Below are 13,960 nucleotides of genomic sequence, written 5' to 3' on the forward strand. Positions count from 1 at the left end.
CCCCGTACCCGCCGGCGAACCGGCGGGTACGGGGGCGTTTCACAGGCTCACTTCATGGTGAAGCCCTGCTGCTGCCCGTACTTGATCGACGCGGCCTGCCACGCCTGGAGTCCCTGCTGGAGGGTGGTGCCGCTCACGTAGGCCTTGCCGACGGTGTCGTTGAAGACGCTATTGGCGTAGGTCTGGAACGGCAGGTACGACCAGCCGGGGACGACGTTCTTCGCGGACTGCGCGAGAATCTCATTGATCTTCTGGCCGCCGAAGTAGGCCGGTGCGGCCCCCAGGAAGTCCGGGGACTGGAGCGTGGCGGTGGTGGCGGGGAAGGCTCCGCCGTCCACCCGCAGCTTCACCCCGTCGTCGACGTTCGCGAACTTCAGGAAGCCGTAGGCCAGTTTCTGCTGCTTACTGGCGGCGGTGACGGCCAGCGAGCTGCCGCCGTTCTCGGCGGTGGCCGTCCCGCCGGCCTGCCACTGCGGCATGGGGGCGACCCGCCACTTTCCCTTCCCGGCCTTCACGCCGGTCTCCAGGTTCGCGGGCATCCAGGCCCCGAGGGTCAGGCTGGCGATGGTGCCGTCGCCGAGGCCCTTGAACCAGGCGTCGCTCCACCCCTCGACCGGCGCGACCAGCTTCTTGGTGATGAGCTGCTGCCAGGTCGTGGTGAACTTCTGAGAGCCGGCGTCGGAGAAGTTGACGCTGACGTTGGTGCCGTCGACCTTGTACGGCTTGCCGCCCGCCTGCCAGATCATGCTGGTGGCGAACCCGGCGTCGCCGACGTCGGCGGTGAGGTACGCCTTGGGATCGGCGGCGTGCAGTTTCTCGGCCGCCTGCACGTACTCGTCCCACGTCGCCGGCACGCTGATCTTGTACTTGTCGAAGACGTCCTTGTTGTAGAACAGCGCCATCGGCCCGGAGTCCATCGGCAGGCCGTAGATGCCCTTGCCCTGGTGCACGGAGCTCCACGGCCCGGGCGAGAAGGTGCCGCTCAGCTTGTCGGCGCCGAAGCCGGTCAGGTCCGCCAGCGACTTGCCGAGCGCGAACTGCGGCACCGCGAAGTACTCGATCTGCGCGACGTCCGGAATACCCTTCCCGGCGCTGATGGCGTTCTGCAGCGCGGTGTACTGGTCCTTGCTGGTACCGGCGTTGACCAGGTTGACCTTCACCTTCGGGTACTTGGTCTGGAACGCGGTGACGACCTGCTTGAGCGTCGGCTCCCACGCCCACACCGTGATGGAGCCGCCGGCATTCAGCGCGGCCTGGACGTCGGCGTCGGAGACGGCGGCCGACTTGCCGGACGAATCGGACTTGGAATCGCTTCCGGAGGAGCCGCAGCCCGACGCGCCGAGCGCCAGACTGGCGGCCATCGCGATCCCGGACAGGAGCAAACGACGGCGACCGAGTGTCATGAAGGGGTCCTTTCGATGAGGGCGAGGAGAGGGTTCATGGCGGTCGGTCAGCCCTTGACGCTGCCCGCCGCAAGACCGGACTGCCAATACCGCTGGAGCAGCAGGAACGCGGCGATCAGCGGCAGGATCATGAGCAGCGACCCCGTGATGACGAGGTTGAAGACGGCCTGCGCGCCCGCGGTGTGGGCCTGGGCGTTCCACCGGTCGAGGCCGAGGGTGAGCGGATACCAGTCGGAGTTCTTGAGCATGACCAGCGGCAGGAAGTAGTTGTTCCAGGTCGCGACCACGGTGAACAGCAGGACGGTGACGATCCCCGGGCGCAGCAGCGGCAGGCCGATGGAGAAGAACGTGCGGAACTCACCGGCGCCGTCCACCCGTGCCGACTCCAGCAGCTCACGCGGAATCGCCTCGGTGGCGAACGTCCACATCAGGTACAGGCCGAACGGCGAGACCAGCGACGGGATGATGACCGCCCACGGCGTGTCGGTCAGGCCCAGCTTGGCGAACATCAGGAAGGTCGGCACCGCCAGCGCGGTGCTGGGCACCGCGACCGCGCCGAGCACGAGGACGAACACCAGGCGCTTGCCGGGGAAGGCGAACTTGGCCAGGCCGTAGCCGCCCAGCGTGGCCAGGAGGGTCGAGCCGCCGGCGCCGAGCACCACGTACATCAGGGTGTTGAGCACCCACCGGGCGAAGATCCCGCCGTCGTACGTGAAGGTCTCCCGGACGTTGCTCCACAGCGCGAAGTCGCCGGAGAACCACAGGCCGAACGAGTGGAACAGGCCTTCCTGGCTCTTGGTGGCGTTGATCACCAGCCAGATGAGCGGGACCAGGCTGTAGATCGCCACGATCGAGGTCAGCGCGGTGAGCAGGGGGCTGCGCCGATCGCGGAGCGAGGTCTGTCGCCGGACGATCAGCGGTCGTCGCCGGGGACCGCCGTGCCGGGCCGGGGTCCGCGGGGCCGGCGGAGTCGTGGTTCCGGTGGTGGCCATCGGTCAGACCGCCTTCCGCATGCCGCGCACCTGCACCAGATAGGCGATGACCACGGTGATCACGCCCATGACGATGGCCACGGTCGCCGAGTAGTTCTGCTGCTGTCCCGCGAACGACAGCGTGTAGGCGTAGTAGTTGGGGGTGTAGGAACTCGTGACCACGTTCGGCGCCAGGTGCTTGAGGATCGCCGGCTCGTTGAACAGCTGGAAGCTGCCGATGATCGAGAAGATCGTGGCGATGAGCAGCGCGCCGCGCAGTGCGGGGATCTTGATGGCCCACACGATCCGCAGCTGACCCGCCCCGTCGATCTCGGCCGCCTCGTAGAGCGAGGACGGTACGACCTTGAGCGCCGAGTAGAAGATCAGCATGTTGTAGCCCACGAACTCCCAGGTGACGATGTTGCCGATCGACGCCAGGAGCAGATGCGCGGACAGCGGGTTCGGCAGCGAGAGGTTGAAGGCGTTGTTCAGGTCGCTGATCAACCCGAACTCGGAGCCGTACATGAAGCTCCACATCAGCGTGGCGACCACGGCGGGCACCGCATAGGGCAGGAACACCGTGACCCGGAAGAACGCCTTGCCGTACAGGCGTCCACTGTCGACGGCCAGCGCGACGAGCAGCGCGATGAACAACATGATCGGCACCTGCACGACCAGGAAGAGCGCCACCCGGCCGAACGAGGACCAGAACTGCGGATCGGACAGCGCGGTCCGGTAGTTGTCGATCCCGACGAACGTGGTCCCCCCGATCAGCTTCGTCTGGAAGAGGCTCAGGTAGATCGAGTAAGCGATCGGAGCCAGGAAGACCACGATGAACATGGCCATGAACGGCCCGACGAACTGCCATCCGCGCCAGGAGCGACGGCCGCCGGGTCGCCGGACCCGGGGCGTCACCACCGCTCGCGCCTCCGCCATGGTGAACCTCCTGCGCCGGGGCCCCGCCCCTCGTTAAATGTTTGCGTAAACATTCGCGATCACCTGCGACGATAGCTGCTGATCATTGAGGGAAGGTAACGACGAAGATACGATGTTTACGTAAACTTATCGCGGTATCGTGGCAGCCGTCACAGCGGTCGTCAAGGGTCCGAGAGGGCCGTCCCGACTCCCGCACCCTTGGCTTCGGCGCCGCCGAAGCGGCCTCCGAAGGAGCGGCCGACGATGGTTTCATCGGCTTCCGGCGACGGTGAGCCCGGACCGGAGACCCCTCCGGTGGCGCCCGTCGGCGGGCGACGCAAGCAGCGCGTGTCCATGGCCGACGTGGCGCGCCTCGCGGGCGTCTCCTCCCAGACGGTCTCCCGGGTCTCCAACGGCCACCCGAGCGTCGTCGGCTCGACGCGGGACCAGGTCCTGGCGGCCATGCGCGAGCTGGGCTACCGCCCCAACAGCGCGGCGCGGGCACTGCGGTACGGCGAGTTCCGCACGATCGGCGTGATCCTCTTCGACCTCAGCTCGACTGGCAACTCCAGGACCCTGGAGGCCATCGCCGCGCACGCGGCCGCGGAGGGATACGCGATCACGTTGATCCCGGTCGCGGCCCGGACCCAGGATCACGTCATGGGAGCCTTCACCCGGCTGGGCGAGCTCGCCGTCGACGCGGTGATCGTCATCATGGAGGCGCACCTGCTCGACAGCGTGTCGTTCACCCTCCCCCCGGGCGTCCACGTCGTCATGGTCGACTCCGACGCCGGCGACAGGTACAGCGTGGTCGACACCGACCAGGCCGACGGCGCCCGCCAGGCGGTCGAACACCTGCTGGGTCTCGGGCACCGTACGGTGTGGCACGTCGCCGGCCCGGCGGAGTCGTTCGCCGCCGAGCGCCGCGCCGCGGCCTGGCGGAAGGCGCTGGAGGCCGCCGGGAGGGAGGCGCCCCCGGTACGGCACGGCGACTGGTCCACGGAGTCGGGATACCGCGCCGGGCTGGAGCTCGCCGAGGAGCCGGCCTGCACCGCCGTGTTCGCGGCCAACGACCAGATGGCCCTCGGCCTGCTGCGCGCCTTCGGCGAGAAGGGACGGCGCGTGCCCGCCGACGTCAGCGTGGTCGGGTTCGACGACGTTCCGGGCACCGCCGACTGGTTCGTCCCGCCGCTGACCACGGTGCATCAGGACTTCGCCGAGGTCGGCCGCCGCTGCGTCCAGGGCGTTCTCGACCAGATCCGGGGCGGCCGGCACTCGGCTCCGGGCACCACCCTCGTCCCCACCCGGCTGGTCGTCCGCCAGAGCGCCGCACCGCCTCCCGCGGACCGCCCCTGACGCACCCCCGTACGGCGACATAAAGCGCCATCTGTCGCCTATAGACACATGTGACTTCGTGCCAGATTTCCGTGGCCGCAGGGGCGGTGGTTCGCGTTTCTCCGGAGGGTTACGTTGCGGTTTCGCAGCGCATTCAAAGGGGGAAGGCGCATGGAACCTTACCGATCCAACTGGATCGACCGCGTCGAGCAGGAGCTCGGCGATCTGGATCCCCGGGTCCACGCGGTCAGCACGGAGAATCGGATCAGGATCATCGACACGCCCCGCATGTGGGGGAGGCCGATGAACCAGAGCAGCGCCACGGCCTGCGCGATCGAGGCGATTCGCGACATGGCCGAGACGGTCGAGACGATGCTGATCGGAGGGCGGCAGGTCATCGACATCGTGTCGCTGAATCCGCCGAGCGGGGCGTTCCTGACCGCGATCCAGCGAGGCCTGCTGGCGCTCAACGGGCGTAAGGTGACCGTCCGGTTCCTGTACGGGTTCGTTCCGGTCGAGGGCACGGTCGAGGCGTTCGTCCGGGGGCTCAAGGACTTCTGCCGGCAGAACAAGCTCGACACCACGCAGATGACGATCCTCGTCGGCGAGCTGTACAAGCCGAAGGCGGGATTCTGGAACCACGCGAAGATCGTCGCGGTGGACGGCACGGTCGCTCTCGTCGGCGGGCACAACCTGTGGGCGGAGTCCTACGGAACCTATCCGCCGGTCCACGACATATCCGTCCAGGTCATCGGCGCCGCGGCCAAGCACGCCCAGGAGTTCGCGAACTGGTGCTGGAACGTCGGCGGCGACAACCTCACGGTCCGCAAGGTCAACGCCACGTGGGGCACGGACACGATCGACCCCGGCCTTAAGCGCAACCAGATGTGCGTCATCGACATCAGCGACCAGCACTACGCGCCGGTCCCCGGCGCGAACCATAACTGGACGACGGGCAAGATGCTGTCGCTCGGACGGGGCGGCCTCCTGGGCTGCAACGCCAGCGACGTCGCCAAGGAGATGCTCATCAAAGGCGCCCAGCGCACCTTAAAGATCTGCCAGCAGGACCTCGTGTTCACCGGTTACACCGCCGAGAAGGACCACAAGGCCTGTTACTGGATCGCCGAGGCGCTCATCCAGAACCAGCTCCTCAAGGTCGACATCGTCGTCTCCCCGATCGGCGGCGCCACCCACGGCGCCCAGTACTCCTGGGGCTGGGGTGCCTCCGGAACGTACGCCCTCATCAAGAGCATCATCGAGAGCAAGTTCCCTTCCAAGCTCCGCGACGAGGCCGCTCTCCAGCGCATCCTCGCCCGCCTCCAGGTGGCCCCGTTCTGCTTCACCCAGGTGCAGTTCGCCAAGGAGGGCGAGGACTACCTCTGGCCCACCCCGCCGGCCACGGCCATCGTCGGCCGCTTCGGCAGGGGCGACAAGCTCCCGTCAGGGAGCTACAACCCGGCCCCCGGCAACCACGCCAAGGTCTACATCGCCGACGACGCCTGCTTCTACATCGGCAGCGACAACCTGTACCCCCACGACCTCGCCGAGTTCGGCTATCTCGTCGAGGGCCCCGCCGTGGCCGACCTCCTGGCCGGCTATTGGACGCCGGTCTGGCAGTACAGCTCCCCGCACAAGGTCACTTAGCCGGAAACGCGACAGACCCCGGACCCTCATCGGGTTCGGGGTCCTTCCATGCCCCGAGAAATCACAAGTGCACTATTGAGGGCAATGGTCCGCACGACACGCGGATGACGGCTTTCGAGGGACGACGACGGCGGGCAGTTCGGCGAGATCCGGGAGGTCGCAGCATGATCGCTGAGGGCCGGCCGACGTGCGCGGCCCAGCCTGCGCCTGTGCTAGCCTTGGCGATGTTCACGGGACGTGGCGCAGTTTGGTAGCGCACTTGACTGGGGGTCAAGGGGTCGTGGGTTCAAATCCCGCCGTCCCGACATAAAGAGCAAGGCCGAGGGCCGGTTTCCACTGAGTGGAGACCGGCCCTTGATTATTTTGAGTCACTTCACGAACGGCCGGCGGACGGTTTTCGAGGGCCTGCTTCGCGGTGTGCTGTGGCGACCAATGCGGACAGGTCTAGTCGGTCGCCGTGGACGTCGGCGAGCCAAGGGTCGTGGATGTATTCGAAGGCGTACGTCCGGGTGTCGAGGAGGCCGATGCTGCCTGGCGTGATCTGTTGCCGGGGGTTGACCGGCCGGGAGTCCCATCTGTCGACCTTGGGGCCGACGAGTTGGCCCAGCGCGTAGGACGTTGTCGCGCCGTACCGGCGGGGGCCGTTTTGATGGTGGTAATGGCCGCTGATGTGCAGGCGAGGCTGTAGGCGTTCGAGGAGTTCGGTCAGTTTCCTCGACCCTTGGGTGGTGCCGCGCCAGGACGACATACCGAAGGGGCCGTCGTGGGTGACGAGGATGTCCACGCTGCCGGGGTCGGCGGTCAGTAGGCGGGTGTAGGCGTCATCGTCGAAGTCCATCGACTCCGGCCATTCGATCTTTCCGAGGAACGCCGTGCGTTGTCCTGCGACGTCGGTGATGTGTCCGCAGGCGACATGGTGGTACGCGCCGAGGGGGTCCACCGCCGTCACGGGGGCGGCGCCGGCGTCGTGCAGGTCGGCGAGCCATTGGTGATCTTCGTGATTACCGCTGACGAACAGGAACGGTGGGATCTGCTGAAGGGCGAGGCGAACGCTCTCGGCCAAGCGCGCTGAGGGGTTCAGGAGGCGGAAGAAATCACCTTGGGCGGGGTGGTCGGCTCCGAACCGGCGGCTCGGCTCGTCCCACCGCTCCGGCCCCGGGTACGCGCCCAGATCTCCGACCTGGACCACGGCGTCGAGCTGGATCGCCCGGCGGCGGGCGAGAGTGACGGCTGCTGCCAAGGCATGCAGCACACAGCCGTGGACGTCGCCGAAGAACGCGATCTTCATCACTGACCTCCGCTGGTGGACATCGCGAAACCCTCCGGGCTTATAGGCCCGGAGGGTTTCGCTTTTAATTGGTAATCACAGCGTCAGCGGCCCCACGCGAGCTTCAGCGGGAAGGTGCCGTTGCCGACGTTGCCGAGCGTGGTGGTGTTCGCCGTGAGGTACTGGTCCAGGTACGGCGAGCGGTCACCCTGGGTCGGCACGTCCGACCGCGGGTTCTGCAGGTCCAGGGCGAGCCGTGCGCCGGAGACCGTGATCGTGTGATTCGAGGGAACGTCCAGCCAGCCGGTCGAGCCGATGGTCCCGATCTGGACCCCCAGCCGATGTCCTCGCGCGAAGGTCCAGTCGGTCGACTTCAGGTCGAATGAGATCCGTCCGCTGCGCTGCAGCAGTGCGACGTTCTCGTCGAACATCGTCGCCGTGCCGTCCGGAGCGACGTCCCACAGGCGCACCATCACGTTCCCGGTCGCGCTCGCGTTGAGCGTGATCCGTGGCGTGGCGGTGAGCCGGAGCGGTTGGGACGCGGGCGTGGACCAGGTCCAGTAGCTGGAGCCGGCGGCGGCGCTCCGCCTGGCGGCGTTCTTCTCGGCACCGGACAGCGGCTGGAGCCGCGGCGCATGCTCCATGTCCCAGCGGCCGTGGTCCGCCGAAGCGGCGGCCGCCGAGGCGGCGCCGTCGTCGACGTACCGGCCGGAGGAGAGCCGCGCCTGGTAGGACGTCGTGGTCACGGGCCAGGTCGGCTGGGCGCGCCAGTGGCCCTGGCTGTCCTCGATGGCGTACGCCGGGTCGGTCACCGACGGCTTGACGCCGCGGAGGTACTGGTCGTAGAACCGCATCACCTCGTTGAACCAGCCGGCGCGGCCCTGCGACAGCCGGCCGTTCGCGTCGGTGTCGTTACCCCGCACGTGCTCCCACTGGCCGAGCCAACCGCGTTCACGGCCCCGGTGGTTGCCCAGGTACTCCGCGATGTTCTCCGGCTTGGTGTTGGGCTCGATGAAGCCCTGGGTCACGAACAGCGGCGTGCTGGTGCCGACCGCGTGCGCGGCCAGGTCGCGGGCGCTCCAGTACGCCGAATGCGGGTCCGGATTGTTGTTGTTGGTGATGTTGTCGCTCAGGCACTGCGGATGGCTCTTCTCGTACTCCGCGTTCGCCTTGTACTGGTCGCTGTCGTCGGCCATTGGCGGAATCGTCGCGATCGAGTTGTACGCCATCGGCGTGCCGGTGACGTTCGGGCGCGGGACCCAGTTGCTGAACAAGTAGTTGTACATGTTCCAGACCGGCTCTTGCGCGACGACCGCCTTCAGGCTTCGCAGCTTGAGGTCGTTGCCCACCAACCCGGTGACGGCGTCGTAGGACTTGCCGTACATGCCGACCTTGCCGGTCGACCAGGCCTGGCTCGCCGACCATTCGATGGCGGCCCGGACGTCGGCCTGCTCCCCCGGGCCGACCCAGTCCAGGCACCCGGTGCTCCCGCCGAAGCCGCGCAGGTCGACCATCACGAAGGTGTAGCCGCGGGCCATCAGGCCGGCGCCGTTGATGAAGTCCTGGAAGCGCGCCGACGGTCCGGCCCGGTCCCACCCCTCAGGACCGGTCTGCCCGGCGTGCGCGAAGTAGGGGCCCACCGACAGGATCACCGGCGTCTTCGCTCCGGCCGGCAGGTTCGCCGGGCGCAGCACGTCGGCGTGCAGCACGACACCGCTGCCGTCGGAGGACGGGAAGAACGCCTGCGTCCACGCCGCGCCCTCGGGAACCCGTGGATTCTGCTCGTGGGTGATCGGGGTGTCGGATGCCGCCGACCTCGGCGCCGCCGATCCCCGCGCGGCCTGTGCCGCGGCGGGCGGACCGCCCGCGGCGAGGGTGGTGATGGTGGCCAGTGCACCGGCCGCCGCGACGGCCGATGCCTTCATGCGAAAGTCCATACACGCTCCGCAGAAATCGGGCTCTAATGTCAGGCCCGGCTAGGTTGCCTAGCGAGAGTAAAGACTTTCCGCGGAGTTGTCGCCGGTCTTGTTCACCTCGGTACTCGGCGATCCGGCCACACCGCCGTCGCCGTCTTCATCGCCGCCGCCGAAGCCGCTGTGGCCTATCAGCGGTAATTACGCAGCGCATTCGCAATATAACGGTCATTCGGCACCTTCGACCCGCTGACGCAAGCGTTGACAGCGACATGACCGGTCCTGGACGATTCAGGCTGACGTGAAGTGTCGCGCGCACACCGTCCGCCGGGCCCACGTCTCAGGTGAACGCGGCGCGATGGTCGCGGACGAATTGCTCGAAGGTCGTCGGCTCGCGGCCGGTGAGATCGCGGACCGTCGCGGTGACGGTCTCCGCGCCGCCGTCCCGGTACGCGCGGCTCACCTCGATCAGTGCGTCGGCGTAGTACGCGGGCAGGCCACGATCGAGCATGGCGGCGCGGGCGTCGGCATCGGAGTGCCCGACGAAACGGACCGGCCTGTCCAGGACCCGTGAGAGCACCTCGGCCGCGGCGTCATAGGTCAGCGCCTCGGGGCCCGTGACGGCGTAGACGCGGCCCTCATGGCCGTCGGTGGTGAGCACGCGGGCGGCGACCCGGGCGATATCGCGGGCATCGACGAAGCTGATGGGGGCATCGGCGCGGGGCTGGGCGAACCGGCCGGCCGTCCTGATCGAAGCGGCGAACTGCCGCGTGAAATTCTGCATGTAGAAGTTCGGCCGCAGGAACGTGTAGCCCAGGCCGGAGGCCTGGAGCGCCAGCTCCGCGGGTCGGTGAAGGCGGGCGATCGGCGTCAGCTCCTCGTCGGCCCGCCAGACCGACAGCTTGACGACCCGGGGAACGCCCGCGGCGGTCGTGGCCTCGACCAGGTTGAGCTCGTGGCGGGTCTGGTCACGGCCCATCGCGCCGACCAGGAACACCGCCTCGACGTCGTGCAGTGCCGGCGGGAGCGTCGCGGGCTCGCCCAGGTCGATCCGGACGGCGCCGCGACCGGCGGTGGTCGCACGGTCGACGTCGCGCTGTGCGTGGTACGCGGCTCGGACCGGATGCCCGGCGGTGCGCAGTGTCTCCAGCAGCGCCGAGCCCACGGTGCCGCTCGCTCCCGTCACCAAGATCATGGCGGGCATGCTAGTCACGCCCACCGACAGTGCCGGCTTCGCGCCTTCCATGGCGTCACCCGCCGGACCTGCTGCCGAAGGGCCGTCGGCCTCCGGAGATAACAGGGCGATCCACGCGGCGGTGGCGGCCGAGCGCTCCATGGCCTCCAATGCCTCGGCGCTGCGGACGGCGTCCTCGATCGTCGCGCCGTGCGGGACGCCCTCGGCCACGCTCCGCAGGAATCCGGCGGCCTCGACCACCTTCGTGTCGTCGTAGCTCATCGCGATCCCGGCTCCGGGCTGGAACCGCGCGTACTCGCCGTCGCCGGGACCCGCGAACACCGTGGTCGCCGGCTCGTTCTGGTAGTCCCCGCCGGCCGAGACCACCAGTTCGCCCGCGCGCCGGAAGTCCCAGCCGACCAGCCCCGTGGTGCCATGGACGGCGAAGCCGTAGGTGTTCTGCTCCCCCACCTCCGCGCGGCCCGCCTCGAAGGTCACCCGGACCCCGCCGCGGGTCCGCAGCAGGGCGCAGACGTAGTCCTCGTTCTCCACCGCGCCGACGGGCCCGCCCGCGTCGGCGACCGCGTAGTGGCTGCCGCCGGGAGCGGCGAGCGGCCGCTCGGGCACGAAGACGGCGGTGTCGGCGACCAGCCGCTCGAGGTCGCCGAGGAGGAAGCGGACGAGGTCGACGCCGTGGGAGGCCAGGTCGCCGAGCACGCCCGAGCCGCCGTGTTCCCGCAGGAACCGCCAGGTCAGCGCGCCGGCGGGATGCGCGGCGTAGTCGGTGAGCAGGTGGACGCGGGCGTGGGTGGGCGTGCCGATGGCGCCCTCGGCGATGAGGCGGCGGGCGCGGTCGACAGCGGGGACGTTGCGGTAGTTGAACCCGACGGTCGACCGGACCCCCGCCTTGGCCACGGCCTCGGCCACCGCGCGGGCGTCCCCGGCCGTGAGGCCGACCGGCTTCTCGATCCACAGGTGACGGCCCGCCTCGGCGACCGCCACGCCGATCTCGCGGTGCAGGGCGTTCGGGGCGGTGACGCTGACCGCCTCGACCTCGGGATCCGCGAGGAGGTCCCGCCAGTCGGTGTAGCGGCGGTCGGGTCCGTACCGGGACGCGAAGTCCGCCAGCTGAGCGGGCACGGTCTCGGCCACCGCCACCAGGCGCGGCCGTACGGGCAGTTCGGGATAGTGGTGGGGCAGCCGGGCGTACGCGCGGGCGTGCGCGTGCCCCATCCAGCCGGCGCCGATCACCCCGACACCGATCACCCGTTCCCGTGGACCGGCCTCCACTGTTCCTCCTCCGTTGATCGCCGGAAGATCGCCGTTTCCGGGCGGACGGAAACGGCGACGCTCCCAGCGGGGTCTAGGTGTCCCGCTCGGGTGGCGCCGGACGGGCCGACAGCTCGGCGATCTCGTGCTCGAGCTCCTGCGCGACCTTGCCGAGCTCGGCGTCGGTGGCGGCGGCGCCTTCGAGTTCGTGGCTGAGCTGCTCGAGCTCCTCACCGCCGGCCATCAGCGCGGTGAGCTGCTCCCGGGTGATCTCGTTCTTGGCGTAGTCGCCGAGCGGACGGCCGCGGTTGAGCAGCAGGAACCGGTCGCCGACCGGGTAGGCGTGGTGCGGGTTGTGGGTGATGAAGATGACGCCGAGCCCGCGTTCCTTGGCGCGCACGATGTAGCGGAGCACGACGCCGGCCTGTTTGACGCCGAGTGCGGCCGTCGGCTCGTCCAGGATCAGGACCTTCGCGCCGAAGTAGACCGCCCGTGCGATCGCCACGCACTGGCGCTCACCGCCGGACAGCGTCCCGATCGGCTGGTCGACGTCGCGCAGGTCGATGCCCATGTTGGCGAGCTCGGTCCTGGTGGTGCGCCGCATGAAGCCGATGTCGAGCCGGCTGAGCGGGCCGGCGCCCTTACGCACCTCCGAGCCGAGGAAGAAGTTGCGCCACACGGGCATCAGCGGCACGACCGCCAGATCCTGGTACACGGTCGCGATGCCGCGTTCGAGCGCCTCGCGCGGGGAGGCGAAGCGCACCCGCTCGCCCTCCACCTCGTACGTGCCGGCGTCGTTCTGGTGCATCCCGGCGATGATCTTGATGAGGGTGGACTTGCCCGCGCCGTTGTCGCCGAGCACGCAGGTGACCTCGCCGGCGTGGACCTCCAGCGAAACTCCGGTCAGGGCGATGATGTTGCCGTAGCGCTTCTCGCAGTCGGTGAGACGCACCAGAGGCGTCTCGGTCATGGTGGTGTCGCTCATCGCGCGGCCTCCGTTCGCCGGCGGACCCAGAGGTTGAGGAGGGTCGCGCCGAGCAGCATCGCGCCGAGGAAGAACTTGAACCAGTCGGGGTTCCACCCGGCGTACACGATGCCCTGGGTCGTCATCCCGAAGATGAACGCGCCGGTCGCGGCGCCGACGGCGGAGCCGTACCCGCCGGTCAGCAGGCAGCCGCCGATCACCGCTGCGATGATGTACAGGAACTCGTTGCCGACGCCCTCACCGGACTGCACGGTGTTGAACGAGAACAGCAGGTTCATGCCGGTGAACCAGCACAGGAAGCCGACCGTCATGAACAGGCCGATCTTCACGCCCCGGACCGGGACGCCGACCGCCCGCGCGCTCGACTGCGCTCCCCCGACGGCGAAGATCCAGTTGCCGACGCGCGTCCGCAGGAGCACCCACGTGGCGATCGCGGCGAACAGCAGCCACCACAGGACGCTGATCCGCAGGGACAGCCCGCCGACGTTCCACTCCTCGGCGAAGACCTTCTGCGCGGACCCGAAGCCGTCCATGTCGGCGATGGCCGGGCTGGCGACGTTGCCGGTGATCAGCTTCGTGATGGCGAGGTTCAGGCCCTGCAGCATCAGGAACGTCGCCAGCGTCACGAGGAAGCTGGGGATCCCGGTCTTCATGACGAGGTAGCCGTTGAGCGCGCCGACGGCCAGCGCCAGCAGCAGTGCCACGAAGACACCGACCCAGACGTTCAGCGTCAGCTGGAAGCTCAGCATCGAGGCGACCAGCGACGAGGTCGTCACGGCGACGCCGGCCGACAGGTCGAACTCGCCGCCGATCATCAGCAGGGCGACCCCGACCGCCGGGATGCCGAGCGTGGAGCTCGCGTACAGGATCGTCGCCAGGGAGTCCAGGCCGCGGAACGGCTCGGCGACGACGTAGAAGAAGACGTAGATGACGACCGCGCCGGCCAGCGAACCGGTCTCGGGCCGCGACAGCAGGCGGGCGAGCGGCGACTGCCGGGCGAGCCGCTCATCCGGCACGGACGGCGGGGCCTCGCCGGCATCCACTGCGTGACTCATGAGCACCTCCAGGGCTCGGTGGCGCCGGG

Annotated in this window: 10 protein-coding genes and 1 tRNA gene; 3 read left to right on the forward strand and 8 right to left on the reverse strand. The window is 68.9% G+C overall.

Annotation, left to right across the window (positions count from 1 at the left end; all coding sequences use genetic code 11):
* Nucleotides 1–47: 47 nt before the first annotated feature.
* From ACYVF7_RS41405 to ACYVF7_RS41415, 3 genes are read right to left on the reverse strand one after another with little or no spacing between them, the layout of a single operon-like run.
* Entirely contained in the window at nucleotides 48–1,403 is a 1,356-nt protein-coding gene (locus tag ACYVF7_RS41405; RefSeq protein ID WP_460351456.1) for an ABC transporter substrate-binding protein, read from the reverse strand.
* Nucleotides 1,404–1,450: 47 nt separating this feature from the next.
* Nucleotides 1,451–2,395 carry a carbohydrate ABC transporter permease gene (locus ACYVF7_RS41410; RefSeq protein ID WP_460351457.1) on the reverse strand — a complete coding sequence of 315 codons (945 nt, stop codon included), beginning with the start codon at nucleotides 2,393–2,395 and terminating at the stop codon, nucleotides 1,451–1,453.
* A 3-nt stretch (nucleotides 2,396–2,398) separates the two neighbouring features.
* Entirely contained in the window at nucleotides 2,399–3,310 is a 912-nt protein-coding gene (locus tag ACYVF7_RS41415; RefSeq protein WP_460351458.1) for a carbohydrate ABC transporter permease, read from the reverse strand.
* Between the two features lie 243 nt (nucleotides 3,311–3,553).
* Here ACYVF7_RS41415 and ACYVF7_RS41420 point away from each other — a divergent pair, with 243 nt between their 5' ends.
* The 3 genes from ACYVF7_RS41420 (at nucleotide 3,554) to ACYVF7_RS41430 (ending at nucleotide 6,573) form a co-directional block, all read left to right on the forward strand.
* On the forward strand, nucleotides 3,554–4,645 hold the full coding sequence (locus tag ACYVF7_RS41420) for a LacI family DNA-binding transcriptional regulator (RefSeq protein WP_460351459.1): 1,092 nt from the start codon (nucleotides 3,554–3,556) through the stop codon (nucleotides 4,643–4,645).
* A gap of 150 nt (nucleotides 4,646–4,795) precedes the next feature.
* Nucleotides 4,796–6,268 carry a phospholipase D-like domain-containing protein gene (locus ACYVF7_RS41425; protein ID WP_460351460.1) on the forward strand — a complete coding sequence of 491 codons (1,473 nt, stop codon included), beginning with the start codon at nucleotides 4,796–4,798 and terminating at the stop codon, nucleotides 6,266–6,268.
* 231 nt (nucleotides 6,269–6,499) lie between these two features.
* Nucleotides 6,500–6,573, forward strand: a tRNA-Pro gene (locus ACYVF7_RS41430).
* Between the two features lie 68 nt (nucleotides 6,574–6,641).
* Here the strand turns inward: ACYVF7_RS41430 and ACYVF7_RS41435 are convergent.
* From ACYVF7_RS41435 to ACYVF7_RS41455, 5 genes are all read right to left on the reverse strand, one after another.
* A complete protein-coding gene (locus ACYVF7_RS41435; RefSeq protein ID WP_460351461.1) occupies nucleotides 6,642–7,556 on the reverse strand; it encodes a metallophosphoesterase family protein in 915 nt (304 codons plus the stop codon).
* Nucleotides 7,557–7,639: 83 nt separating this feature from the next.
* Nucleotides 7,640–9,472 carry a CocE/NonD family hydrolase gene (locus tag ACYVF7_RS41440; RefSeq protein ID WP_460351462.1) on the reverse strand — a complete coding sequence of 611 codons (1,833 nt, stop codon included), beginning with the start codon at nucleotides 9,470–9,472 and terminating at the stop codon, nucleotides 7,640–7,642.
* Between the two features lie 316 nt (nucleotides 9,473–9,788).
* Complete coding sequence (locus ACYVF7_RS41445; protein ID WP_460351463.1) at nucleotides 9,789–11,912, reverse strand: Gfo/Idh/MocA family protein; 2,124 nt, start codon at nucleotides 11,910–11,912, stop codon at nucleotides 9,789–9,791.
* Between the two features lie 73 nt (nucleotides 11,913–11,985).
* Nucleotides 11,986–12,876 (reverse strand): ATP-binding cassette domain-containing protein, encoded by an 891-nt coding sequence (locus tag ACYVF7_RS41450; protein ID WP_460351464.1) that lies wholly within the window; start codon nucleotides 12,874–12,876, stop codon nucleotides 11,986–11,988.
* Complete coding sequence (locus ACYVF7_RS41455; RefSeq protein WP_460351465.1) at nucleotides 12,873–13,931, reverse strand: ABC transporter permease; 1,059 nt, start codon at nucleotides 13,929–13,931, stop codon at nucleotides 12,873–12,875. Before ACYVF7_RS41455 ends, ACYVF7_RS41450 begins: the two co-directional genes overlap by 4 nt.
* Between the last annotated feature and the right edge of the window lie 29 nt (nucleotides 13,932–13,960).

This window comes from Actinoallomurus acanthiterrae (genome assembly GCF_054775715.1).

Coding starts and splice junctions, on each gene's coding strand:
- ACYVF7_RS41450 (WP_460351464.1), bottom strand. CDS start 12,876: ATGAGCGACACCACCATGACCGAGACGCCTCTGGTGCGTCTCACCGAC.
- ACYVF7_RS41405 (WP_460351456.1), bottom strand. CDS start 1,403: ATGACACTCGGTCGCCGTCGTTTGCTCCTGTCCGGGATCGCGATGGCC.
- ACYVF7_RS41435 (WP_460351461.1), bottom strand. CDS start 7,556: ATGAAGATCGCGTTCTTCGGCGACGTCCACGGCTGTGTGCTGCATGCC.
- ACYVF7_RS41455 (WP_460351465.1), bottom strand. CDS start 13,931: ATGAGTCACGCAGTGGATGCCGGCGAGGCCCCGCCGTCCGTGCCGGAT.
- ACYVF7_RS41425 (WP_460351460.1), top strand. CDS start 4,796: ATGGAACCTTACCGATCCAACTGGATCGACCGCGTCGAGCAGGAGCTC.
- ACYVF7_RS41440 (WP_460351462.1), bottom strand. CDS start 9,472: ATGGACTTTCGCATGAAGGCATCGGCCGTCGCGGCGGCCGGTGCACTG.
- ACYVF7_RS41415 (WP_460351458.1), bottom strand. CDS start 3,310: ATGGCGGAGGCGCGAGCGGTGGTGACGCCCCGGGTCCGGCGACCCGGC.
- ACYVF7_RS41420 (WP_460351459.1), top strand. CDS start 3,554: ATGGTTTCATCGGCTTCCGGCGACGGTGAGCCCGGACCGGAGACCCCT.
- ACYVF7_RS41410 (WP_460351457.1), bottom strand. CDS start 2,395: ATGGCCACCACCGGAACCACGACTCCGCCGGCCCCGCGGACCCCGGCC.